At 65.4% G+C, this 23,104-nt stretch carries 22 protein-coding genes; 12 read left to right on the top strand and 10 right to left on the bottom strand.

Annotation, left to right across the window (positions count from 1 at the left end):
- Positions 1-142: 142 nt before the first annotated feature.
- Positions 143-1,060 (top strand): SDR family NAD(P)-dependent oxidoreductase, encoded by a 918-nt coding sequence (locus OC450_RS19630; RefSeq protein ID WP_262048491.1) that lies wholly within the window; start codon positions 143-145, stop codon positions 1,058-1,060.
- Positions 1,057-2,274, top strand: a complete 1,218-nt coding sequence (locus OC450_RS19635) for an NAD(P)/FAD-dependent oxidoreductase (RefSeq protein ID WP_262048525.1) — start codon at positions 1,057-1,059, stop codon at positions 2,272-2,274. Before OC450_RS19630 ends, OC450_RS19635 begins: the two co-directional genes overlap by 4 nt.
- 106 nt (positions 2,275-2,380) lie before the next feature.
- On the opposite strand, the gene OC450_RS19640 is transcribed toward OC450_RS19635, so the two are convergent.
- From OC450_RS19640 to OC450_RS19650, 3 genes are read right to left on the bottom strand one after another with little or no spacing between them, the layout of a single operon-like run.
- The gene (locus OC450_RS19640; RefSeq protein ID WP_262048492.1) at positions 2,381-3,460 is read right to left on the bottom strand and encodes a D-TA family PLP-dependent enzyme; all 1,080 of its coding nucleotides are present in this window, start codon (positions 3,458-3,460) and stop codon (positions 2,381-2,383) included.
- Between the two features lie 3 nt (positions 3,461-3,463).
- Complete coding sequence (locus OC450_RS19645; RefSeq protein WP_256806758.1) at positions 3,464-5,275, bottom strand: ABC-F family ATP-binding cassette domain-containing protein; 1,812 nt, start codon at positions 5,273-5,275, stop codon at positions 3,464-3,466.
- A gap of 1 nt (position 5,276) precedes the next feature.
- Entirely contained in the window at positions 5,277-5,780 is a 504-nt protein-coding gene (locus tag OC450_RS19650) for a YaiI/YqxD family protein (protein WP_211383470.1), read from the bottom strand.
- Between the two features lie 106 nt (positions 5,781-5,886).
- On the opposite strand from OC450_RS19650, the gene OC450_RS19655 reads away from it, so the two are divergent.
- Positions 5,887-6,687: a hypothetical protein gene (locus OC450_RS19655; RefSeq protein WP_262048493.1), complete on the top strand. Its 801-nt coding sequence runs from the start codon at positions 5,887-5,889 to the stop codon at positions 6,685-6,687.
- 44 nt (positions 6,688-6,731) lie between these two features.
- Here OC450_RS19655 and OC450_RS19660 read toward each other — a convergent pair whose 3' ends face one another.
- Positions 6,732-9,101, bottom strand: a complete 2,370-nt coding sequence (locus OC450_RS19660) for a xanthine dehydrogenase family protein molybdopterin-binding subunit (RefSeq protein WP_262048494.1) — start codon at positions 9,099-9,101, stop codon at positions 6,732-6,734.
- A 211-nt stretch (positions 9,102-9,312) separates the two neighbouring features.
- Between OC450_RS19660 and OC450_RS19665 the strand changes: the two genes are divergently transcribed.
- The gene (locus tag OC450_RS19665) at positions 9,313-10,386 is read left to right on the top strand and encodes a Ppx/GppA phosphatase family protein (protein ID WP_256806754.1); all 1,074 of its coding nucleotides are present in this window, start codon (positions 9,313-9,315) and stop codon (positions 10,384-10,386) included.
- 1 nt (position 10,387) lies between these two features.
- Entirely contained in the window at positions 10,388-11,074 is a 687-nt protein-coding gene (locus OC450_RS19670) for an RlmE family RNA methyltransferase (protein WP_211383474.1), read from the top strand.
- Between the two features lie 47 nt (positions 11,075-11,121).
- Here the strand turns inward: OC450_RS19670 and OC450_RS19675 are convergent, their stop codons facing one another.
- Positions 11,122-12,612 carry an MDR family MFS transporter gene (locus tag OC450_RS19675; protein ID WP_211383475.1) on the bottom strand — a complete coding sequence of 497 codons (1,491 nt, stop codon included), beginning with the start codon at positions 12,610-12,612 and terminating at the stop codon, positions 11,122-11,124.
- Between the two features lie 155 nt (positions 12,613-12,767).
- Between OC450_RS19675 and OC450_RS19680 the strand changes: the two genes are divergently transcribed.
- The 4 genes from OC450_RS19680 to OC450_RS19695 all read left to right on the top strand — a co-directional run bounded on the left by OC450_RS19680 (position 12,768) and on the right by OC450_RS19695 (position 16,339).
- On the top strand, positions 12,768-13,016 hold the full coding sequence (locus OC450_RS19680) for a hypothetical protein (RefSeq protein WP_262048495.1): 249 nt from the start codon (positions 12,768-12,770) through the stop codon (positions 13,014-13,016).
- A 187-nt stretch (positions 13,017-13,203) separates the two neighbouring features.
- Complete coding sequence (gene guaB / locus OC450_RS19685; RefSeq protein WP_211383477.1) at positions 13,204-14,697, top strand: IMP dehydrogenase; 1,494 nt, start codon at positions 13,204-13,206, stop codon at positions 14,695-14,697.
- A gap of 172 nt (positions 14,698-14,869) precedes the next feature.
- Positions 14,870-15,892, top strand: coding sequence for an NADP-dependent oxidoreductase (locus OC450_RS19690; RefSeq protein WP_262048496.1), 1,023 nt, complete (start codon positions 14,870-14,872; stop codon positions 15,890-15,892).
- A 150-nt stretch (positions 15,893-16,042) separates the two neighbouring features.
- On the top strand, positions 16,043-16,339 hold the full coding sequence (locus OC450_RS19695; RefSeq protein WP_211383479.1) for a hypothetical protein: 297 nt from the start codon (positions 16,043-16,045) through the stop codon (positions 16,337-16,339).
- A 9-nt stretch (positions 16,340-16,348) separates the two neighbouring features.
- Here the strand turns inward: OC450_RS19695 and OC450_RS19700 are convergent, their stop codons facing one another.
- Both OC450_RS19700 and OC450_RS19705 read right to left on the bottom strand, forming a co-directional pair.
- The gene (locus OC450_RS19700) at positions 16,349-17,191 is read right to left on the bottom strand and encodes a metallophosphoesterase family protein (protein WP_256806752.1); all 843 of its coding nucleotides are present in this window, start codon (positions 17,189-17,191) and stop codon (positions 16,349-16,351) included.
- A gap of 70 nt (positions 17,192-17,261) precedes the next feature.
- Complete coding sequence (locus tag OC450_RS19705; protein ID WP_211383481.1) at positions 17,262-17,897, bottom strand: acriflavin resistance protein; 636 nt, start codon at positions 17,895-17,897, stop codon at positions 17,262-17,264.
- Positions 17,898-18,047: 150 nt separating this feature from the next.
- Between OC450_RS19705 and OC450_RS19710 the strand changes: the two genes are divergently transcribed.
- Both OC450_RS19710 and OC450_RS19715 read left to right on the top strand, forming a co-directional pair.
- Positions 18,048-18,470, top strand: coding sequence for an MAPEG family protein (locus OC450_RS19710; RefSeq protein WP_256806749.1), 423 nt, complete (start codon positions 18,048-18,050; stop codon positions 18,468-18,470).
- A 34-nt stretch (positions 18,471-18,504) separates the two neighbouring features.
- Positions 18,505-19,803 carry an RsmB/NOP family class I SAM-dependent RNA methyltransferase gene (locus OC450_RS19715; protein ID WP_256806747.1) on the top strand — a complete coding sequence of 433 codons (1,299 nt, stop codon included), beginning with the start codon at positions 18,505-18,507 and terminating at the stop codon, positions 19,801-19,803.
- A 116-nt stretch (positions 19,804-19,919) separates the two neighbouring features.
- On the opposite strand, the gene OC450_RS19720 is transcribed toward OC450_RS19715, so the two are convergent.
- The 3 genes from OC450_RS19720 to OC450_RS19730 form a co-directional block, all read right to left on the bottom strand.
- Complete coding sequence (locus OC450_RS19720; protein WP_007592195.1) at positions 19,920-20,129, bottom strand: cold-shock protein; 210 nt, start codon at positions 20,127-20,129, stop codon at positions 19,920-19,922.
- Positions 20,130-20,387: 258 nt separating this feature from the next.
- Positions 20,388-20,720, bottom strand: a complete 333-nt coding sequence (locus OC450_RS19725) for a DHCW motif cupin fold protein (protein ID WP_211383484.1) — start codon at positions 20,718-20,720, stop codon at positions 20,388-20,390.
- Between the two features lie 250 nt (positions 20,721-20,970).
- On the bottom strand, positions 20,971-21,342 hold the full coding sequence (locus OC450_RS19730; protein ID WP_211383485.1) for a nuclear transport factor 2 family protein: 372 nt from the start codon (positions 21,340-21,342) through the stop codon (positions 20,971-20,973).
- Between the two features lie 151 nt (positions 21,343-21,493).
- Between OC450_RS19730 and guaA the strand changes: the two genes are divergently transcribed.
- Entirely contained in the window at positions 21,494-23,092 is a 1,599-nt protein-coding gene (guaA, locus tag OC450_RS19735) for a glutamine-hydrolyzing GMP synthase (RefSeq protein ID WP_211383486.1), read from the top strand.
- The last annotated feature ends 12 nt before the right edge of the window (positions 23,093-23,104 follow it).

Below are 23,104 nucleotides of genomic sequence, written 5' to 3' on the forward strand. Positions count from 1 at the left end.
CGCTCGTACCCTCTCGGGGAACGCGAGGCGGGTGAGGGGTCTCTCTCCGCGAGCACATCTTTGGAGAGAGACCCCTCATCCGGCGCTTCGCGCCACCTTCTCCCACACGGGGAGAAGGAAAGGGAAGAACAGGACTTTACTCATGGCAATCAGGTTCGACGGACGCGTCGCCATCGTCACCGGCGCGGGCAATGGCCTGGGACGCGCGCATGCGCTGGGATTGGCCAGCCGCGGCGCCAAGGTGGTTGTGAATGATTTCGGCGGCGCGCGTGACGGCAGCGGCGGCTCGCTGTCGCCAGCGGAGACCGTGGTCGAGGAGATCCGTAAAACCGGCGGCACCGCGATGGCCGACGGCGCCGACGTCTCCAATTTCGAGCAGGTCACGGCCATGGTCGAGCGCGCCACCAGGGAGTGGGGCAGCGTCGATCTGATGTGCGCCAACGCCGGCATCCTGCGCGACAAGTCGTTCGGCAAGATGGAAGCCGCCGACTTCCAGAAGGTGCTCGATGTGCACCTCGTCGGCACTTTCTACTGCTGCAAGGCGGTTTGGGCCGGCATGCGCGACCGCAACTACGGCCGCATCGTGCTGACGACGTCGTCCTCCGGCCTCTACGGCAATTTCGGCCAGGCCAATTACGGCGCGGCCAAGTCCGGCATGGTCGGCCTGATGAACGTGCTGGCGGAAGAAGGCCGCAAGACCAACATCCGAGTCAACATCATCTCGCCGACGGCGGCGACCCGCATGACCGAGGAACTGCTGCCGCCGCAGGCACTGCAATTGATGAAGCCGAACGCGATCACGCCCGCGGTCGAGTACATGCTCAGCGAGGACGCGCCGACCCGCACCATCATGGGCGCCGGTGCCGGCTCCTTCGCCGTGATCAAGATATTGGAGAGCGAAGGTATCAACCTGCCCGAGGCCGAGTGGACGCCGGATGCGATCGCGGCGCATTTTGCCGAGATCAGCGACATGTCGAAGGCGAGGGCGCTGCAAGGGGCGTTCGAGCAGACGCAGAAATATGTGGCGCAGGCTGCAGCGCGAGCCGGGGTAAAGCTCTGACGGCCGTCGCCGTCATCGGCGCCGGCCCCGCTGGCTTGATGGCGGCGGAGGTGCTGGCGCAAGGCGGCGCCCGCGTCACCGTGCACGATGCGATGCCGTCCGCGGGCCGCAAATTCCTGATGGCGGGCCGGGGCGGGCTCAACCTCACCCACAGCGAGCCGCTGCCGCAGTTCATGGCGCGCTACCGTGAGGCCGCGCCAAGGCTGCAAGCTGCGATCGACGCATTTTCACCGGATGCGCTGCGCGCCTGGAGCGAGGCCCTTGGCGAGCCGACTTTCGTCGGCAGCAGCGGGCGCGTGTTTCCGAAGGCTTTCAAGGCCTCGCCCTTGCTGCGGGCCTGGCTGCGGCGTCTCGATGCTGGCGGCGTAAGGTTTGCCTTTCGGCACCGCTGGACCGGATGGGATGATGAGGGGCGGCTACAGTTTCAAACGCCTGAGGGCGCGCTTGCCATCGCGGCCGATGCCGCCGTGTTCGCGCTCGGCGGCGCAAGCTGGCCGCGGCTCGGCTCGGACGGCAGCTGGGTCGGTGTCCTCGCAGCAAAAGGCATTGCCGTCTCAAAACTGCGGCCGGCGAATTCCGGCTTCACCGTCGCATGGTCCGAATTGTTCCGCGATCGTTTCGAGGGCCAGCCGCTCAAGGGCGTGGCGCTGACTGTTCGTGCACACGCGGTGCGCGGCGAAGCCATGATCACGCGCAACGGCATCGAAGGTGGCGCGATCTACGCGCTGTCGGCGGAGCTGCGTGAGGCGGTGCTGGGTCTCGGGCAGGCGACGCTGACGATCGCACTCCGGCCCGACCTCGACGCTGCCGCGCTGACCAAGCGACTGTCGGGCACGCGCGGCAAGCAATCGCTCGCGAACTTCCTGCGCAAGGCGGCGCAAGTGTCGCCGGTCGGCATCGGCCTGATGCAGGAGGCCGCCATTGCATCCGGCCGGCCGCTGGCATCGTTCTCGCCGGCCGATCTCGCCCATCTGATCAATGCAATTCCGGTTCAGCTCACCGGCGTTGCCCCGATCGATCGCGCGATCTCGACCGCAGGCGGGATTGCCTTCGATGAGCTCGACCAACGCTTCATGCTGCGCAAATTGCCAGGTGTATTCGCCGCCGGCGAGATGCTGGACTGGGAAGCGCCGACCGGCGGCTATCTGCTCCAGGCATCGTTCGCGACGGGAGCTGCCGCGGGCAGGGGCGTGCTGGAGTGGCTGAAGCGCTAACTGCCGTCATTGCGAGCGCAGCGCAGCAATCCAGAGTCTTTCCGCGGTGACAATCTGGATTGCTTCATCGCTTCGTTCCTCGCAATAACGATTGAGGAGGCCGCGCCTACCGCAATTTCCCGCGCGCCGCCACCGGCAGCGTGCCGATGATCTCTTCTCCGCGCACCATCACGACTTCGTCCATCATGTTGACGACGACGCAGACATGGTTGGGAACGATGCGGACGACGTCGCCGACATTGGGCCTGGTGTTGCTGCGGGAGAGGTCGAGAAAACCGTGCTCCTCGGCGAAGCGCGCGATCTTGGCTTCGGGATGCTCTAGGATCAGGCCGTGGCCGTCGAGCCCGCCGGTGTCGGATGTCAGCGTCTTGGAGCCGGCGTCGAGAATGCCGCGCTCGGGCGCGGCGCGGCTCACCACGGTTGAATAGATATGCAGCGCGCAGTCGTCCCAGGTGGCGACGCCGGCGGCGACCTGCATGCGGTCGTTATAGATATAGGTCCCGAAGCGATGCTCGGTGCCGCCATTGAGCTTGCCGAGATTCTTCAGGTTCGGCGTGCCTCCGGTGGAGACGATCTTGGCGTCCAGCCCGTGTGCGCGCACGCCGGCCAGCGCCTCGTCGTAGAACTTTTGGGCGTCGGCCCAGCCGGTCTCGGTCGGATAGAGCATGAATCCCGCGAAGTGCAGCCCCTTGGACGCAGCGATCTCGCGCGCCAGCGCAATCGCCTCCGTTGGGGTCTCTACGCCGGCGCGCTTGCGTCCCGTATCGCATTCGACCACGACCGAGAGCGGACGGCCCGACGCCGCCGCGGCCCTGGCCAAGCCGGCGACGACCGTCGAATTGTCCGCGGCCACCGTCATGTTGGCCCTGGCCTGCAGCGCGCCGAGCCGCGCCATCTTCTCTTCGCCGAGGAGATTGTAGCTGATCAGGATGTCGTCGATGCCGGCATTGGCCATGATCTCGGCCTCGCCGAGCTTCTGGCAGGTGATGCCCTTGGCGCCGGCCGCGACCTGCATCTTCGCGATCGTCGGATTCTTGTGCGTCTTGATGTGGGGTCGGCTCGCGACGCCGGCGTCGTCGCAGGCCTTCTGGATCCGCGCGATGTTGCGCTCGACCTTGTCCATGTCGATGACGGCGCAGGGCGTGCCGTATTCGCGGGCGATCTTTGCGGCGAGGGGAGTTGTCATGGGTCAGGCCTGTTCAATTTCTTCGCGAAGCATCTCTAGTTCGAGCCAGCGCTCTTCCGCGGCGGACATTTCGTCATGCGCCTTGGCGATGGCGGCGGACGTGTCGTCGAATTTTTTGCGATCCTTGGCGTACAAGTTTGGATCGTCGAGCACCCGCTGCAATTTTGCAATATCGGCCTGCAATTTTTCCATCATCTTCGGCAGCGTTTCCAGCGCGTGCTTCTCGTTGAAGCTCAAGCGCCGCTTGGGCGCAGAGGCGGGTGCTGCGAGCCGATCCTCTTTCTTCTCCGCCGGGGCTTGCGCCTTCGCCGTCTCGCGCTTGAGGTCAGCGCCGCGCTGCGCGAGCATGTCGCTGTAGCCGCCGGCATATTCGGTCCATTTGCCGCTACCCTCAGGCGCGATCACCGAGGTGACGACACGGTCGAGGAAGTCGCGGTCGTGGCTGATCAGGATCACGGTGCCCTCGTAGTCGCCGAGCATGTCTTCGAGCACGTCGAGTGTTTCGAGATCGAGATCGTTGGTCGGCTCGTCCAGCACCAGAAGGTTCGACGGTTTCGCCAGCGCGCGCGCCAGCATCAGCCGGCCGCGCTCGCCGCCCGAGAGCACCTCGACCGGCGTGCCGCGTTGCTCCTGTGCGAACAGGAAGTCCTTCATGTAGCCGACGACATGCTTCGGCTTGCCGCCGACCATGATCTGGTCGCCGCGGCCGCCGGTGAGCGCTTCGGCCAGCGTCGATTTGGGATCGAGGCTTTCGCGGTGCTGGTCGAGGGTCGCTATCTCAAGATTGGCGCCGAGCCGAATGGTGCCGGAGTCGGGCTGTGCGCCGCCGGTCAAAAGATTGACCAGCGTGGTCTTGCCGGCGCCGTTCGGTCCGATGATGCCGAGCCGGTCGCCGCGCTGGATGCGGGTCGAAAAATTCTCGACGATCTTGCGCTCGCCATAGGCTTTCGTGACGCCCTTCGCCTCGATCACCAGCTTGCCGGATTGCTCGGCCTCGGCGGCGGCGAGACTGGCACTGCCTGCGGTGCCGCGATAATTGCGCCGCTGGTCGCGCAACGCGTGCAGATTGCCGAGCCGCTTGACGTTGCGCTTGCGCCGGCCGGAGACGCCGTAGCGCAGCCAGTGCTCCTCGTCGACGATCTTGCGGTCGAGCTTGTGCTGATCGCGCTCTTCCTCGGCGAGCACCTCGTCGCGCCAGGTCTCGAACGACGCAAAGCCGCGATCGATCTGCTTGATCCGGCCGCGATCGAGCCACGCCGTCGAGCGCGATAGATTGGTGAGAAAGCGGCGGTCATGGCTGATCAGCACCAGCGCGCTGCGCCGGCTGTCTAGCTCCTTTTCCAGCCACTCGATGGTGGAGAGGTCGAGATGGTTGGTCGGCTCGTCCAGCAGCAGGATGTCGGGCGAGGGCGCCAATACGCTCGCCAGCGCCGCGCGACGCGCCTCGCCGCCGGAGAGGTTTTCGGGGTTTTCGTTACCGGTGAGCTCTAGCTGCTCGAGCAGATAGCGCGCCTGGTAGGGATCGTCACCCGGCGCGAGGCCCGCCTCGACATAGGCGAGCGTGGTCTTGTGTTCGCCGAAATCCGGCTCCTGCTGCAAATAGCGCACGGTCGCGCCGGGCTGGACAAACCGCGTGCCGCCGTCGGGTTCGACGATGCCGGCCGCGATCTTCAGCAGCGTCGACTTGCCCGAGCCGTTGCGGCCGATCAGGCAGACCCGCTCGCCAGTCGCGACGTTGAGTTCGACGCCGTTCAGCAACGGTGTGCCACCGAAGGTGAGCTTGATGTCCTTGAGTTGGATCAGCGGCGGCGCCATGTCAGCCTTGACTCGAATTCTGGCTCGTTGCGGCCTGATCGGCGCGGCGACGCTGGATCCGGCGCAGCGTCTGGTCGAGCGCAGAGAGAAACGTCGAGCGGTCGCGTGGCGCGAACGATCGCGGGCCGCCGGTGACTTCGCCGGCCGAGCGCAAATCCGTCATCAAATTGCGGACCGCCAGCGTCATTCCGATCGATTCTTCCGTGAACGGTTTTCCGTTCGGCGCGATCACGTCGGCACCCGCCTTCACGCAGCGGCTGGCGAGCGGAATGTCCGATGTCACGACCACGTCGCCCGGCCTGGCCCGCTCGGCGATCCAGTCGTCGGCAGCGTCCATGCCGGCACCGGCGGCGATGCGCTCGATCATCGGGTCCTGCGGCACCCGGATGAAATTGCCGGCAACCACGCTCACGGGCACGCCGTGGCGGCTGGCAACGCGGTAGATCTCGTCCTTCACCGGACAGGCGTCGGCGTCGACATAGATGCGGGTGGTCGTGTCGGTCATTCGCCGCGTGGTACCCCATTCGGGCCGCAAAGGCGAGGGGATTGACCGGTGTTCCCTGGGGCCTACGATCGGCCCGAAGCAACAAGAATTTGGGGAAAGCCAAGCCATGCCGAACCGGCTCGAAACCTGGCGCGTCGAGGCCTACAACACCGCGAAACAATCAGAAAACAAGATGCATGACGACAGGGTGGCGCGCCGCTTCGGCTTTTCCGGCGGACTGGTCCCGGGCGTCGACGTCTTCGCCTACATGATGCACGTGCCGCTGGCTCGCCGGGGCCGCGATTTCCTGACGCGCGGGCTGGTCGAGGCCCGCTTCATCAAGCCGGTCTATAACGGCGAGACCGCCGACGTCGACGCCACCGAGCACAACGGCCTGCTCACGATCGAAGTGTTCAGCCGTACTGAGCTCTGCGCCACCGGGACGGCGTCGCTGCCGGCGGTCGCGCCCGTGGTTTCGCTGAGCGACTATGTCGATGTTCCCGCTATCGCCGAGCGCAAGCCGGTCAGCCCGGCGACGTTCGAGACTGGCAAATGGTTCGGAACGACACCGCGCCGCTGGGCCGGACAGGACGCGGCCGGCTATCTCGCCGACATCAGGGAGACCGATCCGATCTTCGCGCGCGAGGGGCTCGGCCATCCCGGCCTGATCCAGCGCGTGATGAACCGCGTGCTGGTGGACAACACCATCCTGGGGCCGTGGATCCATGTCGGCAGCCGCATGCAGCTGCTGTCAGCCGCGCGCACCGGCGATGAGATCACTGCGCGGGCCAGGGTCACGGCGAATTACGAGAAGAAGGGTCACCGCTTCGTCGAGTTCGACGCGCTGGTCGTCGCCAACGGCACGACGCCGCTGGCGCATTGCCAGCACACCGCGATCTACCAGCCGCGCGAGCAGGCGGCGGCGTAGTTTCCTCACCTCGCCCCGCTTGCGGGGAGAGGTGAATAGCAGTCTTACGCCGCCCCCTTCGCGTCCTGGATCGCGCGCCAGACGCGCTCGGGCGTCAGCGGCATGTCGATGTGCTTGATGCCGTAGTCGGAGAGCGCGTCGATCACGGCGTTCACGACCGTCGACAGGCTGCCGGCGCAGCCGGCTTCGCCGCAGCCCTTGCTGCCGAGCGGATTGGTCGTGGCCGGCACCGGGTGGTCGCCGACCGTCATGTTCGGCACGTCCTCGGCGCGCGGCAGTGCGTAGTCCATCAGCGAGCCCGTGATCGGCTGGCCGCTCTCGTCGTAGCGGATTTGCTCCATCAGCGCCTGGCCGATTCCCTGGACGACGCCGCCATGGAGCTGGCCCGCGACCAGCAGCGGATTGATCACCGTGCCGAAATCGTTGACCGCGCTGTAGCGCACGATCTGCACGACGCCGGTGTCCGGGTCGATCTCGACCTCGGCGACGTGGCAGCCGTTCGGGAAGGCGGAGGGCACCGGCTCGCTGGTGTGGTCGACGTCGAGGCTGTCGGGCACGCCCTCCGGCATCTTGCCGTCGTGCATGCGCTTGGCGAGTTCCATGATGTCGATGCTGCGATCGGTGCCGGCGATCGTAAAGCTGCCGCCTTCGAATTCGATGTCGGCCTCGGAGGCCTCCAGCATGTGCGCGGCGGCGCGCTTGCCCTTTTCGATCACGAGCTTGGCGGCGCCCACGATCGCCATGCCGCTTGCGGTGATCGAGCGCGAACCGCCGGTGCCGTTGCCGGTGTGGACGATGTCGCTGTCGCCCTGCACCAGCTTGACGCTGTCGAAGGGCACCCCTAACTGCTCGCACAGCACCTGCGCGAACGGCGTGGCATGGCCCTGGCCGTAATCGAGCGTACCGGTGATGAGCTGCACCGAGCCATCGGGATCGAACACGATCTTGCCGAGCTCGGGGCTCGGCGGCGCGGTGACCTCGAGGTAGGAGCCGACCGCGATGCCGCGCAGCTTGCCGGCCTTTTTGCTCTCCTTCTTGCGCTTGGCAAAATTCTCGTGGTCGGAGATGTCGAGCGCCTTGTTGAATACCGCCTGGAAGTCGCCGCTGTCATAGGTGACGCCGGAGGAGGCCGGGAACGGCATCTGGCTCTGCTTGATGAAATTGCGCTTGCGCAGCGTCAGCCGGTTGATGCCCATCTCGTCGGCGGCGCGGTCGATCAGCCGCTCCATGTAGTAGTTCGCCTCGGGCCGGCCGGCGCCGCGATAGGCGCCCATCAGCGTGGTGTTGGTCAAGACCGTCTTGATGTCGACGCCCATCAGCGGCGTACGGTAGACGCTGGAAAAGTTCTTGCCGGTGTTGAGCGAAAGCGGGCCGGGCGCAACGCCGGTGATGTAGGCTCCGAGATTGCCGTAGCCCGACAGCTTCGCCGCGAGGAAATGCCCCTCGGCATCGAGCGCCAGCTCGGCATGAATCTTCTGCGCGCGGCCGTGGCTGTCGGAGAGGAAGGCGGTCGAGCGCTCGTCCAGCCACTTCACCGGGCGGCCGAGTTCCTTGGCCGCGTACAGGATGCACATGTATTCGGGATAGTTGACGTTCTTCATGCCGAAGGAACCACCGACATTGGCGGTGAGGATGCGCACCTTCTCGTTCGGCACCTTCAGGTTCTTGGCGAGGTTGGCGCGGTTGCCCGCGACGCCCTGCGTCGGCATCTGGATGGTGTAGCGCTCGGTCTTCTTGTCGTAGGAGGCAAGGCCGACGCGCGGCTCCATCGAGACCACGGCGACACGGGTGTTCTCGATGTCGATCCTGGTGACATGGGCGGCGCTGGCGAAGGCTGCGTTCACCTTGTCCATGTCGCCATAATGGTAGTCGAGCGTGACATTGTTCGGGATGTGGTCGTAAAGCTGCGGCGCGCCGGGCTGGGCGGCTTCCTCGGGATCCGTCACCGCCGGCAGCGGTTCGATATCGAGCTCGACGGCCTCGGCCGCGTCGCGCGCCTGGGCCAGGGTATCCGCCACCACGAAGGCGACGGGATCGCCGACGAAGCGGACCTTGTCGGTTGCGAGCGGCTGGCGGTTGGTCTGGAGCAGGGGCGAGCCGTCGCGGTTCTTCAGCGGCAGGCCGCAGGTGAAGGGACCGTAGCCGGCGGCATCGAGGTCTTTCCCGGTCCATACCCCCAGCACGCCCGGCATCGCCTTGGCGGCATCAAGGCCGATGCCGCGGATCACCCCATGGGCATGGGTCGAGCGGACGATCGCGGCATGGGCCTGGCCCGGCAGGTTGAAATCGTCGGTGTAGCGGCCTTTGCCGCGCACCAGCGTGTCGTCCTCCTTGCGGCGGACCGGTTGTCCGACGCCATATTTTTGCAGTGCAATAGCGTTTTCGAGCGTGGACGATTTGGTGTGTTCTTGCATGGAATTGACCTGAAAAGCCGGCAATTGCGCGGTTTGGGGGGCGCCTAGAGGACCGGACCCTCCAAAAATAACCCACCACCCCGTTCACGACAACGCACGAATGGGCATGGTCCTATGTGATGCGTTGTTGCGCAGACCTGCCGCGCTGCTAATGTTTCAGGCGAAAAAGCAATTCCAGATCGGCCCCTTGGGCCGCGGAAAGACAGTTTGTATGAATGACCACACGCGGCTCCGCGACGGCCATGCGCCGCACGGTGAGCTCGAGGGGTCGATGGCGGCGGTGGCGTTGGCCCCCGAACCGGCCGTCGCCGCGCAAGCGCCGGGAACCGGCGTCTACGCGGCGCTGGACCTCGGCACCAACAATTGCAGGCTCCTGATCGCCTGCCCGACCCAAGACGGTTTTCGCGTGGTCGATTCCTTCTCGCGCATCATCCGGCTCGGCGAGGGCGTCTCGGCGACGGGGTGCATCAGCGAGGCCGCGATCGAGCGCGCCATTGCCGCGCTCAGCATCTGCCGCGACAAGATCAATTTGAGAAAGGCGCGGCGGCTGCGGCTGATCGCGACCGAGGCCTGCCGTGCGGCCTCGAACGCCGAGGGTTTTCGCAGCCGCGTCGCGGCCGAGACCGGCATCGAGCTCGAGGTGATCGACCGCGAGACCGAGGCTGCGCTCGCCGTGCTCGGCTGCTCGCCGCTGGTCGATCCGAGGGGGCGCGGCGCGATCCTGTTCGACATCGGCGGCGGTTCGACCGAGCTGGTGCGGATCGAGCGGGACGCCGCAAATCCGGAGCCGCGCATCAAGGCCTGGATGTCGATCCCGTTCGGCGTGGTCACGCTCGCAGAGCAGTTCGGTGGCCGTGACGTGACGCCGGAGATCTATGCCGCGATGGAGCACGAGGTCGCCCAACACATCGCCCCCTTCGCCGAACAGCATGGCGGCGATCTCGCCGACATGCATCTGCTCGGCACCTCGGGCACGGTGACGACGCTCGCCGGCATCCATCTCAACCTCGCGCGCTACGACCGCCGCCGGATCGACAGCGTCTGGATGAACGATTCCGACCTCACCGCGACCATCAGCAAGCTGCTCGGCATGAGTTACGAGGAGCGCGCGAACAACAACTGCATCAGCGTCGAGCGCGCCGATCTCGTTCTGGCCGGCTGCGCCATTCTCGACGCGATCCGCCGCGCCTTTCCGCTGCCACGCCTGCGCGTCGCCGACCGGGGCCTGCGCGAGGGCATGCTGGTCGAGATGATGCGCGAGGACGGCGCGCTCAGGAGCTGGTGAGATGGCGAAAGACACCACCGGCCGCTTGCACGTCCAGGTCAAGACCGGCGGCAAGCGCAAATTGTCGTCGAAGCTCTGGCTGGAGCGGCAGCTCAACGACCCCTATGTGGTGAAGGCGAAGTCGCTGGGCTATCGCTCGCGCGCCGCCTTCAAGCTGCTCGAGATCGACGACAAATATCGTTTGCTGAAACACGGCATGGCGGTGGTCGATCTCGGCGCCGCGCCGGGCGGCTGGAGCCAGATCGCCGCCAAGCGCGTCGGCTCGGTCGATGGAAAAGGCAAGGTCGTCGCGATCGACCTGCTGGAGATGCCCGAGATTGCCGGCGTTGAGTTCGCCCAGCTCGACTTCATGGACAACGACGCCCCGGAAAAGCTCAAGGCCATGCTCGGCGGCGGCGCCGACTTTGTGATGTCCGACATGGCCGCCAACACCACCGGTCACCGCAAGACCGACCAGCTCCGCATCGTCGGCCTGATCGAGACCGCGGCCGCCTTCGCCTGCGACGTGCTCAAGCCCGGAGGGACGTTCCTGGCCAAAGCGTTCCAGAGCGGCGCCGACGCCGATCTGCTCGCCCAGCTCAAGCGCGACTTTGCGACGGTGCGTCACGTCAAGCCCGCCGCGAGCCGGCAGGATTCGTCGGAGCGCTACGTGCTGGCGACGGGATTTCGGGGCGGTGCGGAAACGTAGCCGCAAACGTCGTCATTGCGAGGAGCTCTCGCGACGACGAGGTGGGACTAACCCAGCCGCTGGTCGCGGGCGTCCTGGGTATCCTCGGTTGCGGTTTTGACGGCGGCACTTGCCGCGCTCTTTGCGGCACCCTTGCGGCTCGCGATCTCCACCGCCTTGCGGCCGGAGATCTCGTGGCCGGCATCATCGGGCATCTGCCAGAAGAACCAGCTCGATGCCGCCGAGGTCAGCGCGACCACGATGAAGGCCGGCGCGAACACCGTGGCGTTGAGCTCGCTGACATGGCTGAACCACATCGTCGTCTCCACCGACGCTGCGCCGACGGCGACGCCGGCGGAGACCGCGAGCTGCTGGTTGACGCTGACGAGCGTGGTGGCGCGGCTCATCTGCGGGGGCTCGACGTCGGCATAGGCCACCGTGTTGATCGCGGTGAACTCGAGCGAGCGGAAAAAGCCTCCGACCACCAGGATGATCATGATGATGAGCAGCGGGGTCGTCACCGTGAACAGCGCACAGGCGGCGAGGAAGAATGCGCTGACGATCGCGTTCACCGTCATCAGATTGCGGAAGCCGAAGGTCCGGATGAGGCGCGCCGCCAGCGCCTTCATGCCCATGGCGCCGAGCGAGGAGCTAAAGGTCACGAGACCGGATTTGAACGGCGACAGCCCGAAACCGATCTGCATCAGGAGCGGCAGCAGGAACGGCAGCGCGCCGATGCCAAGCCGGAACATGAAACCGCCGAAAATGGCCGCGCGCAGCGTCGGCAGCTTCAGCAGGGAAAAGTCCAGCACCGGCGATCCCGTCCGCCGGGCGTGCAGGACATACAGCGTCATCGAGATCGATCCGCCGACGACCAGCGCGGCGACCGTGCTCCAGGGCAGCAGGTTGAGACCGGCGACCGAGAGGCCGAACGCAATGCCGGCAAGTCCCATGCCCGCCAGCACCATGCCATAGAGATCGAACGGCTCCCGTTCTTCGCTCTTGATCGGATCGATGAAGCGCAAGGCCATGAAGATGCCGAGCAGTCCGATCGGGATGTTGATCAGGAAGATCCAGTGCCAGGACGCGTAAGTGGTGATGAAGCCGCCGAGCGGGGGGCCGATCACGGGGCCGATCAGGGCAGGGACCGTCACCCACGCCATGGCGTTGACCAGCGCGCTCTTGTCGACCGAGCGCAGCAGCACGAGGCGCCCGACCGGCGTCATCATCGCCCCGCCCATGCCTTGCAGGATCCGCGCGAACACGAAATCGGTGACCGAGGTCGACAGCGCGCAGCCGACCGAGCCGACCATGAACACCCCGACGGCAATCGCGAACACCATGCGCGCGCCAAACCGGTCGGCGGTCCAGCCGCTCGCCGGGATGAACACTGCAAGCGACAGCAGATAGGAGGTGATCGCTAGCTTGAGCGTCAGCGGGCTGGTGCCGATGTCGGCCGCGATCGCCGGCAGCGAGGTGGCGATCACCGTCGAGTCCATGTTCTCCATAAAGAGAGCAGTGGCCACGATCAGCGGGATGATGCGTTGCTTGTCGACCATGACGGATTGGTAATGGAGAGCAGGAGGAATGGCGAGAATTGCGGCTTATCACCGCCACAGACCCGGGACCATTGCGGATCAACGCATAGCACCTAAATCCCGCGTAACAACGGTGTGACCCCAAAGCGGTTGCACCTGAGGCCGGAGACGTCGCGATGATCTACCTGCTTGCCGCGCTGCTGCCGCCGATCGGGCTGCTCATGAACGGACAGCCGTTCGCGGCGATCCTCAACCTCGTGCTGTGCGCCGTCTGCGCGATTTTGGGCCTGGTCTTCCACGTCCTGCTTCTTGTCCCGTCGGCCCACGCCCTCATCGCGGTGCACGTGAAGCGGGAGGACCGGCGCCACCGGGAGGTCGTGGATGCGATCCGCCGGCACGGCCTGCCGCCAGGCTATCCACGCTGATTTACCCAAAATGCCTGTGCATGGCTGGCCAGCGGTCCGATTTGCTTTGATTCGTCGCCCAGCCGTGCTATCGACCCGCGTCAACCCCACCGATGGGCTCCGATTCTCCGGCGTTGCCGCAAGGTACGCCGAGGGCGGCGCTCATCCATAGCTATTTGCGGCAGGGCCGCTGGAAGGAGTTGGCAAGATGGCCACGGTGCAACTTCAAGGCATTCGCGAAGCCCTCACGTTCGACGACGTGCTGTTGAAGCCGGGCCTGTCGGACGTCATGCCGGGCGAGGTCGACATCCGTTCCCGCGTCACCCGCGCCATTCCCCTCAACATCCCGATCATGGCCTCCGCCATGGACACAGTCACCGAAGCGCGCATGGCGATCGCCATGGCGCAGGCCGGCGGCCTCGGCGTCATCCACCGCAATTTCGACCCTGAAGGGCAGGCCGCGCAGGTGCGGCAGGTCAAGCGCTACGAGTCGGGCATGGTGGTGAACCCGCTCACCATCAGTCCCGAAGCCAGCCTCGACGACGCGCTCAAGCTGATGAGCGATCACGGCATCTCCGGCATTCCCGTCGTCACCGGCGCCGGCAAGTCCACGCCGGGCAAGCTGGTCGGCATCCTCACCAACCGCGACGTGCGGTTTGCGACCGATCGCCGGCAAAAAGTCTCCGAGCTGATGACGCATGAAGGTCTCGTCACGGTGCGCGAGAATGTCAGCCAGGACGAGGCGCGGCGGATGCTGCACCAGCATCGCATCGAGAAGCTGCTCGTGGTCGATGAGCAATATCGCTGCGTCGGCCTGATCACCGTCAAGGACATGGAGAAGGCGGTCGCCCATCCGCTCGCCTGCAAGGACGCGCAGGGCCGCCTGCGCGTTGCCGCCGCCACCACGGTCGGCGATACCGGCTTCGAGCGCACCGAGCGGCTGATCGATGCCGGCGTCGACCTCGTCGTCGTCGACACCGCGCACGGCCATTCCCGTCACGTGCTACACGCGGTGAACCGCATCAAGCGCCTGTCCAACTCCGTGCAGGTCGTTGCCGGCAACGTCGCGACCTCCGAAGGCGCGCAGGCGCTGATCGATGCGGGCGCGGACTGCATCAAGGTCGGCATCGGACCGGGCTCGATCTGCACCACGCGCATCGTCGCCGGCGTCGGCGTGCCGCAGCTCACCGCGATCATGGATGCGGTGGAAGCGGCGAAGAAGTCCGACATTCCCGTCATCGCCGACGGCGGCATCAAATTCTCCGGCGACCTCGCCAAGGCACTCGCGGCCGGCGCCGACATAGCCATGGTCGGTTCGCTGCTTGCCGGTACCGACGAGACGCCCGGCGAAGTGTTCCTGTGGCAGGGCCGTTCCTACAAGGCCTATCGCGGCATGGGCTCGGTCGGCGCGATGGCGCGCGGCTCGGCGGACCGTTACTTCCAGCAGGACATCAAGGACGCGCTCAAGCTCGTGCCTGAAGGCATCGAAGGCCAGGTGCCCTACAAGGGCCCGGTCGGCAACGTCATGCACCAGCTCGCCGGCGGCCTGCGCGCCGCAATGGGCTATGTCGGCGCAAAGGACATGAAGGAGCTGCATGAGAAGGCGCAGTTCGTTCGCATCACGGGCGCGGGCCTGCGCGAAAGTCACGTCCACGACGTCACCATCACGCGCGAAGCGCCGAACTATCCGGGCGGGGGTTAGCTTCCGCGCTGCTCTCGTGCCCCGGACGCAGTGCAGCGCTTGTTCAGCGGTGCGCTGCGGCGCGTCCGGAGGAACGCACGGCTGGCGACAACGCGCTCCACTGGTTTTGTATTGACGCAGCTGCCTCCCTCCGCTTCCGTTCGCGCCGAAGCATAATCAGGAGGAAGTCATCATGTCCCAAGGCAAACGCATCGTTCTCGCCGCGCGTCCCGTCGGTGAGCCAAAGCCGTCCGATTTCCGCATCGAGGAATTCGCTGTGCCGACGCCTGCGGCAGGTGAAGTCCTGCTGCGCACGATCTGGCTGTCGCTCGATCCCTACATGCGCGGGCGCATGAGCGACGGTCCATCCTATGCAGCGCCGGTGCCCGTCGGCGGCGTGATGGAAGCCGGTACGGTCTGCGAGGTCGCAGCCTCCAACAATCCGAACTTCGCCAAGGGCGACATCGTGCTGTCGCGCACGGGCTGGCAGACGCACGCGATCTCCGACGGCAAGGGACTGAACAAGATCGACCCGAAGCTGGCGCCGATCTCGACGGCTGTCGGCGTGCTCGGGATGCCCGGCATGACCGCGTATACAGGCCTGCTCGACATCGGCAAGCCGCAGGAAGGCGAGACTGTCGTCGTTGCCGGCGCCTCAGGTGCGGTCGGCTCGGCCGTCGGCCAGATCGCGAAGATCAAGGGCGCGCGCGCGGTGGGAATCGCCGGCGGCAAGGACAAATGCGATTACGTCGTGAAGGAGCTCGGCTTCGATGTCTGTATCGATCACCGCGATCCCGATCTGGCCGCGAAGCTGAAGGAGGCCTGCCCGAAAGGCATCGACGTCTACTTCGAGAATGTCGGCGGCGCCGTGTTCGAGGCGGTCTTCCCGCTGCTCAATCCGTTCGCGCGCGTGCCGGTTTGCGGGCTGATCGCCCATTACAACGACACCGAGGCCAAGCCGCCGAAATGGGCGGCCTCGATGATGCGCGCGACGCTGACCAAGCGGCTGACCTTCCGCGGCTTCATCGTCTCCGACTTCGCCTCCCGCCATGGTGACTTCCTGCGCGACATGTCCGGCTGGGTTCGCGACGGCAAGGTCAAGTACAAGGAGTTCGTCACCGAGGGCCTGGAGAGCGCGCCCGGTGCCTTCATGGGGCTCCTGAAGGGCGCCAATTTCGGCAAGCAGCTGGTGCGGGTCGGGCCGGATAAGGCTTGATCCGCCGCTCCGGCTCCCTCGGGGTCCGGATATGGTTAATAAAGAGTGACCGATCGGCCACACCCGCCCGTAAAAGCCGCAGGTGTGACCGTCGGTTCATTGACGGACCCACGAAGGCATTGAATCATTGCGCATATTTCAGGTGCGATGATGTTAGAGATTGTTGTTTTCTGCGTAATCCTGCTGGCTGCCGGATATTGGGCGACCATGTTTGTCATGGGCCGTCGCGACGACGTCATCCATGGCAAGTTCGTTCACACCGAGGACGCCGACACGTTCGCGCAGTCCGCGATGCCCACACCCATGCCGCCATTCCCCAGGCGTCCGGTCAAAGCCGCGCGGCCTGACAATGTCCAGCCTACCAATGCCGGGGCCAAGCCGGTGGACAGCGCGGCGCTGCAGTCCCTGCTGGCTGCGATCCAGCAGGACCTCAAGAGCGTCGCCTGACGATCGCCGTTAGTGCTCGCTACCCATCTGGGCGAACAACTCCTCGATATCGACGTCGACCTGGCCCGGCGCCCTGACGTGGCGAACCTCGAAACCGTCGGGCTGGAAGCGGTATTCCACGAGCCCGACTTCCTTGATCGCGATACGGTCCTGCCGCGCGTCGTTGATCTTGAAGCCGGCCGACGGCGCCCAGACGTGGCGAGTGTGCCTATAGGTGAAGTCGCGGCGCTGGTGCACGTGGCCGCTGGCGATCAGGCGCAGGTCGACATGCGCAAACATCTTGATCAGCCGCGCCCGGGCCGGCTGCGGCACATAGCGGATCGAGGTCTCCGGCGTTTCAGCATCGTCGGGCAGGTTGAGGAACATCGGCTTGTGCAGGAACAGCGCGACCGGCCTGCCGTTCACGCGTGAAACTTCGGAAGCGAGCCAGTCGAACTGTTCGGCCTCGAAGGCGAGCCCTGAATTCATCACCAGCGTGTTGAGGCCGATGAAGCGCCAGCCCGCGGCCTCGAACGACCAATGGTCCTCGCCGATGATGTCGCAGAATTGCCGGCGGTGTGCTTCTTCGACCGGCGGCTTCGGTGCCGGGCCGATCGCGGTCGGATTGTCGCCGATGTCGTGATTGCCGGGAAGGTAGCGGCAGGCGACGGGCAGGGCGTCGTGCAGGCCTTTGGCGAATGCGACGTCGTCGCGGCTGGTCGGCCCGTCGAACGAGACATCGCCGGTGTTGACGACGAGATCGGGCCTGTCAGCGTCGATGTGCTCGCTGACGCGGTGGAAGTTCGCAATCAGGCCGGGAAAGCGCCGGCCAAGATGCGTGTCGGAAATCTGCGTGAGGCGAAATTCGGACATGGGATGAATCATATCCGTGGTCGCGCGTCGGAACGATGACGGTGCGGGCATGCATCGCAGCGAACAAAGTTTAAAACACGCGGTAGCGGATCGTGTAGGCGTCTTGTGCCGCCGCGTTGCCGGTAAGCGGCGAGGAGATGCGGTCGGCGAGGTGCCAGGGTCCGAACAGCTCGGTGCGATGCGGCTCTGCGGGCAGGCGAAGGCGGAATTCGAAGGTGCCCTTGCCGGGCAGGTTCACCACCAGCACGCGGTCTGCGGTGCGATGCTTGAGCGCCACCGCGCCGCGCAGCACGGAGCGGCCATCGCCGATGTCCCGCACGCCGTCGACCAGCGCCAGCGTTTGGTTGCGGTCGGTGTGCAGCTCGATCTGGCTGTCGGCCGCCGCCGTCAGCGTCTCCTTGGGCATGCGGATCTCGAACTCGACCGCCGGCTTGGACGGGTTGAGGCCGAGATAGGCCATCGCGGCGTGACGCATGTCGTAGGCGGCAAAGGCCAGCAAGGCAGCTGCGGCCAGCGCCGCGAGGCCATGCCTGACGACATCGCGCCAGGTCCGGTAGCTCATTCGGAAGTACACCGACATCGCCAGCGCCACCGCGAGCGCCGCCGCGATGCCTGACAGCGCCGACATCAGGATGCTGAACTGGCCATTGGCGGATTCGGACCAAACGACGGTCAGGCCGGCGATCTGGCTGAAGAGGGTGTTCATGGCTCGCCTTGCGCCCAAAGTGGCAAAAGTCGCTTTAACGATCGCCATTTGGTCGCCGGATCGGGAACGCCGGTTCAACTCGTCGATTGTCAGCGCCAACGGTCGCGGCTAATGACGGTCCGCGGCGTTCCGCCTTACGGGAAAGTTCCGATGTCTGCTCAAATGGTCCTGCTGCCTGTCTTCGTGCAGGTCGGTCTCACCTTCGCGCTCCTGATCGGCATGGTCTTCGGGCGCCGGAAAGCGCTGGTCTCCGGCGAGACCAGGATCCGCGACATTGCGCTGGGCGAGCCGAACTGGCCCAAGGGCGCCACGCAAATCGCCAATTGTTACCGCAACCAGTTCGAGTTGCCGATGCTGTTCTATGCCCTGATCGCGCTGGCACTTCCCTTGCGCCACGCCGATCTCTTCATCGTGCTGATGTCCTGGGTGTTCGTGGTGACACGGTTCGCCCATGCCGGGGTGTTCGTCTCCTCCAACGACCTTGGCCGGCGCTCGGCGATCTGGCTCGCCGGCGTGCTCGTGCTGCTCGCGATGTGGATCTATTTCGCGCTGAGAATGCTGTTGCTGATCTGACGCTTGCGCGCCAATCCTGATCTGAAAGATTCAAATGACTCCCGCTGCCCGGCTGTCCGCCGCCATCGAACTGATCGACACCATCGAGAGAGACCGCGTGCCCGCGGCCAAGGCGTTGAAGGAGTGGGGCACCTCGCACCGCTTTGCCGGCTCCGGCGACCGCGCCGCCATCGCCGGCCTGGTCTGGGACGTGCTGCGTCGCTACGCCTCGAGCGCCTTCCTGATGGATGCCGATACCGCGCGGGCGCGGCTGATCGGCATGCTCCGGCTCGAGCGCGACATGGATGCGGCCACCATGGCCGCCTTGTTCGACGGCAGCCGCTTCGCGCCGGCTCCGCTCACCGAGGCCGAGCAGGCCGCGCTCGCCTCGCGCTCCCTTGAGGGTGCCCCGGCCGCGATCGCCGGCGACTATCCGGAATGGCTCGATTCGCATCTGGCAAAAGTGTTCGGCGAGGACCGCGCGGCGGAGGCCGCCGCGATGGCCAGCCGGGCCCCGCTCGATTTGCGCGTCAACACGCTAAAATCCAATCGCGACAAGGTGCTGGGCGCGCTTGCTCATCTTCATGCGAAACCGACGCCCTGGTCCGCAACGGGCCTGCGCATCGAGCTTTCGGCCGATGCGCGCAACCCGGGCATCCAGGCCGAGGAGGATTTCATCAAGGGTGCCGTTGAAGTGCAGGATGAAGGATCGCAGCTTGCGGCCCTGTTCACCGCGGCAAAACCCGGCGAGCAGGTGATTGATCTCTGCGCGGGGGCCGGCGGCAAGACGCTGGCGCTCGCCGCCATGATGCAGGGCAAGGGCCGGCTGATCGCGACCGACAGCGACAAGCGGCAACTTGCGCCCATTCATGAACGCCTGTCGCGCGCCGGCGTCCACAATGCCGACGTGCGCACGCCCAAGGGCGAGGCCGATCCGCTGGCCGACATCAGCGCCACCGCCGATCTCGTCGTGATCGACGCGCCCTGCACGGGCACCGGAACCTGGCGCCGCAACCCCGACGCCAAATGGCGCATGCGGCCGGGCGCGCTGGAGATTCGCCTGCGCGACCAGACCGCGGTGCTCGATCGCGCGGTTCCGCTGGTCAAGGCCGGCGGCCGCATCGCCTACATCACCTGTTCGGTGCTGTCGGAAGAGAACGGTGAGCAGGTGAGGGCGTTCATGGGCCGTCATCCCGAGTTCGCGGTGGTGCCGCCCGAGCAGACCGCGAGCGTGCTCTGGGACAAGGCGGACGACTTCGCCCAAGCGGCGCTGCAATCGCCGGAGGGGTGGCTGATGACGCCGCGGCGCACCGGAACCGATGGCTTCTTCGTCTCGGTGTTGAAGAAGGCGTAACGCGGCTTCGTTCGCCCCCCCAAAACAAAAACCCCGCGAACCGGAACCCGGTCGCGGGGCTTTCTAACTCTACGCTCTGCCGGTACGTCCGTGGTCAGAGCGCTCTTGCGTGGCGATTAGCCGACGCGGAGATTGTCGGCGGAGGACTTGCCGCTGCGACGATCGGCGACGATGTCAAACGAGACCTTCTGGCCCTCGTTGAGGGTCGAGAGGCCGGCGCGCTCGACGGCGCTGATGTGCACGAACACGTCCTTGTCGCCGTCATCCGGCTGAATGAAACCGAAGCCCTTTTGATTGTTGAACCACTTCACGGTGCCCATAGCCATGGGAATTTCCTTTGCTTAAGAAGTTAACACGCAGACCGGTACGCACTATTGCGCCCATAGTCCTGATCAGTCGATGTTGGAGAAATCATCTGAAGCGTGCGCGCCCGTCAGCAACGAAGCGAAGCGGCCCAGTCGTTCGGCCAAGTATCGATGATCACAATATAGCGAGATTTTGGGGCCACTTCAAGGCACCACCCGCGGCTCGGGATATCCATTCGGTTTGCTATTTTGCGGTGCAAATTAACCGTTCGGGGCACCTCAGTCGACGATGAAAAGCGTCGCTCCCGTCGCTGTGGAGGACCGATGCGCGGCGTCGCCGAAATCCGAGACCTGGTAGCTCATCCCCGCCGTGAGCTTGAACTTGCGCCCGTCGCGCAGCTCGCTGTCGAGCTCGCCTTGCAGAACGTAGAGCACGTGGCCGCGATCGCACCAATGGTCGGCGAGATAGCCCGGCGAATACTCGACCATCCGCACCCGGAGATCGCCGATGTTGAGCGTACGCCACTGGGCTTGCCCGGTCTCGCCGGCATGCGTGGTCGGCGCAACCTTGCTCCAGTCGGTGACGGTGAAGGGGGAGGCGGGGAGTTTCATGCTGTGTCCTGTCTTGGTGCCGGCGGGCGGAGTGTTAGCGCACGCGCGCGCCGCAGTCTCCGTCATTGCGAGCGCAGCCAAGCAATCCAGAAATGCATTCGCAGCGGCCTTCTGGATTGCTTGGCTGCGCTCGCAATGACGCGGATGGGCTAAAGCATGATCCGGAAAAGTACGAAGCGGTTTTCCGAAACGATCATGCTCAAACAAGAACCTAAAGCGCGATGACGATTCATCCCAATCTCATCGCGCTTTAGTGCGGCAAATGGTTGGCCGATCCCTGCACGATCAACCCCGCATCATTCACCCGCAGATATTCGCAGATCCGCTTGCCGCGCTCGTTCTCGTAGAACACCACGACGCTGTCAGGGCTGACGAAGACATCGATCAGCGAGAAGTGCAGGTTCGGCAGCAGGGCGAGCGCCTTGCCCCAATACGCCCGCAACGCGTCCTTGCCGCGCACGGTGCCGCTGGCATCGAACCCCATCGCGGGGATGCGGTCCGAGGTCATCATTGCGGCCTCGTCGTAGAGCGTGAGCACGCGCTCGAGATCGCCAGTATTCCAGGCCTCGACCCAGGTTCGGCCGAGCGCGGCAAGCGATGATGGCGGATGGTGCTGTGACACAAGCGTTCTCCCTGATCGGGCCCTGTTTGAGCAGCGAGGCACATTAGGTCAATAATACTTACCTATATCGGTTTGTCCATGCCCAAAGAAGGATGTGGGCGCGCAAACCTGCGCGGTTGCGGGTCGTCGCGCCGTCGCGTATCTGCTTGCCATGACAGCAGCACAGACCGACCGTTCCGCGTCGACGCCCTCCGTGGCCTCGGCGCATGACAAGATTCTCATCGTCGACTTCGGCAGCCAGGTGACGCAGCTGATCGCGCGTCGCGTGCGCGAGGACGGCGTCTATTGCGAGATCGTCCCGTTCAACAAGGCCGAAGAGGCCTTCAAGGAGATGAAGCCGAAAGCGGTGATTCTCTCCGGCGGGCCGGAGTCGGTGCACGAGGCCGGCTCGCCGCGCGCCCCGCAGCTGATCTTCGCCTCCGGCGTGCCCGTGCTCGGCATCTGCTACGGCCAGATGACCATGGCGGAGCAGCTCGGCGGTACCGTCGAGGGCGGCCATCACCGCGAATTCGGCCGCGCCGACGTCGAGGTCAAGGCGCCGAGCAAGCTGTTCGAGGACGTCTGGTCGCCCGGCGGCAAGAACCAGGTCTGGATGAGCCATGGCGACCGCATCACGAAAATGCCGCCGGGATTCTCGGTGGCCGGCACCTCGCCGAACGCGCCGTTCGCGATCATCCAGGACGAGACGCGCAAATATTACGGCCTGATGTTCCACCCCGAAGTGGTGCACACGCCCGACGGCGCAAAGCTGATCCGCAATTTCGTGCGCAAGATCGCCGGCCTCTCCGGCGACTGGACCATGCGCGCCTTCCGCGAGGAGGAGATCGCCAAGATCCGCGCCCAGGTCGGCAAGGGCAAGGTGCTCTGCGGCCTCTCCGGCGGCGTCGATTCAGCGGTGGCGGCCGTGCTGATCCACGAAGCCATCGGCGACCAGCTCACCTGCGTGTTCGTCGATCACGGCATGCTGCGCCTCGACGAAGCCAAGACCGTGGTCGATTTGTTCCGCCACCACTACAACATCCCGCTCGTGCACGTGGATGCCTCGAAGCAATTCCTCGGCGAGCTCGAAGGCGTCACGGATCCCGAAACCAAGCGCAAGACCATCGGCCGTCTCTTCATCGAGGTGTTCGAGGACGAGGCCAAGAAGATCGGCGGCGCCGACTTCCTGGCGCAGGGCACGCTTTATCCCGACGTGATCGAGAGCGTCTCCTTCACCGGCGGCCCCTCGGTGACGATCAAGTCGCACCACAATGTCGGCGGTCTGCCCGAGCGCATGAACATGAAGCTCGTCGAGCCCCTGCGCGAGCTGTTCAAGGACGAGGTGCGCAAGCTAGGCCGCGAGCTCGGCCTGCCCGAAATCTTCGTCGGCCGCCACCCGTTCCCGGGCCCGGGCCTCGCCATCCGCTGCCCCGGCGAGATCACCAGGGACAAGCTCGACATCCTGCGCAAGGCCGATGCCGTCTACATCGACCAGATCCGCAAGCACGGCCTCTACGACGACATCTGGCAGGCCTTCGCCGTGCTGCTCCCGGTCAAGACGGTGGGCGTCATGGGCGACGGCCGCACGTATGATTTTGTGGTCGGCCTGCGCGCCGTCACATCAACGGATGGCATGACCGCGGACTTCTACCAGTTCGACATGAAATTCCTCGGCGAGACCGCCACGCGCATCATCAACGAGGTGAAGGGCGTGAACCGGGTGGTGTACGACGTGACGAGCAAGCCGCCTGGGACGATTGAGTGGGAGTAGGGGGCGCTCCTG

This window comes from Bradyrhizobium sp. Bra78 (genome assembly GCF_024519855.1).
GTDB classification, from domain to species: domain Bacteria; phylum Pseudomonadota; class Alphaproteobacteria; order Rhizobiales; family Xanthobacteraceae; genus Bradyrhizobium; species Bradyrhizobium japonicum_G.

Bases quoted from the DNA above. Each gene is read 5' to 3' on its own strand.
- OC450_RS19630 (WP_262048491.1), top strand. From the start codon at position 143: ATGGCAATCAGGTTCGACGGACGCGTCGCCATCGTCACCGGCGCGGGC.
- OC450_RS19640 (WP_262048492.1), bottom strand. From the start codon at position 3,460: ATGACAACTCCCCTCGCCGCAAAGATCGCCCGCGAATACGGCACGCCC.
- OC450_RS19645 (WP_256806758.1), bottom strand. From the start codon at position 5,275: ATGGCGCCGCCGCTGATCCAACTCAAGGACATCAAGCTCACCTTCGGT.
- OC450_RS19650 (WP_211383470.1), bottom strand. From the start codon at position 5,780: ATGACCGACACGACCACCCGCATCTATGTCGACGCCGACGCCTGTCCG.
- OC450_RS19655 (WP_262048493.1), top strand. From the start codon at position 5,887: ATGCCGAACCGGCTCGAAACCTGGCGCGTCGAGGCCTACAACACCGCG.
- OC450_RS19660 (WP_262048494.1), bottom strand. From the start codon at position 9,101: ATGCAAGAACACACCAAATCGTCCACGCTCGAAAACGCTATTGCACTG.
- OC450_RS19665 (WP_256806754.1), top strand. From the start codon at position 9,313: ATGAATGACCACACGCGGCTCCGCGACGGCCATGCGCCGCACGGTGAG.
- OC450_RS19670 (WP_211383474.1), top strand. From the start codon at position 10,388: ATGGCGAAAGACACCACCGGCCGCTTGCACGTCCAGGTCAAGACCGGC.
- OC450_RS19675 (WP_211383475.1), bottom strand. From the start codon at position 12,612: ATGGTCGACAAGCAACGCATCATCCCGCTGATCGTGGCCACTGCTCTC.
- OC450_RS19680 (WP_262048495.1), top strand. From the start codon at position 12,768: ATGATCTACCTGCTTGCCGCGCTGCTGCCGCCGATCGGGCTGCTCATG.
- guaB (WP_211383477.1), top strand. From the start codon at position 13,204: ATGGCCACGGTGCAACTTCAAGGCATTCGCGAAGCCCTCACGTTCGAC.
- OC450_RS19690 (WP_262048496.1), top strand. From the start codon at position 14,870: ATGTCCCAAGGCAAACGCATCGTTCTCGCCGCGCGTCCCGTCGGTGAG.
- OC450_RS19695 (WP_211383479.1), top strand. From the start codon at position 16,043: ATGTTAGAGATTGTTGTTTTCTGCGTAATCCTGCTGGCTGCCGGATAT.
- OC450_RS19700 (WP_256806752.1), bottom strand. From the start codon at position 17,191: ATGTCCGAATTTCGCCTCACGCAGATTTCCGACACGCATCTTGGCCGG.
- OC450_RS19705 (WP_211383481.1), bottom strand. From the start codon at position 17,897: ATGAACACCCTCTTCAGCCAGATCGCCGGCCTGACCGTCGTTTGGTCC.
- OC450_RS19710 (WP_256806749.1), top strand. From the start codon at position 18,048: ATGTCTGCTCAAATGGTCCTGCTGCCTGTCTTCGTGCAGGTCGGTCTC.
- OC450_RS19715 (WP_256806747.1), top strand. From the start codon at position 18,505: ATGACTCCCGCTGCCCGGCTGTCCGCCGCCATCGAACTGATCGACACC.
- OC450_RS19720 (WP_007592195.1), bottom strand. From the start codon at position 20,129: ATGGCTATGGGCACCGTGAAGTGGTTCAACAATCAAAAGGGCTTCGGT.
- OC450_RS19725 (WP_211383484.1), bottom strand. From the start codon at position 20,720: ATGAAACTCCCCGCCTCCCCCTTCACCGTCACCGACTGGAGCAAGGTT.
- guaA (WP_211383486.1), top strand. From the start codon at position 21,494: ATGACAGCAGCACAGACCGACCGTTCCGCGTCGACGCCCTCCGTGGCC.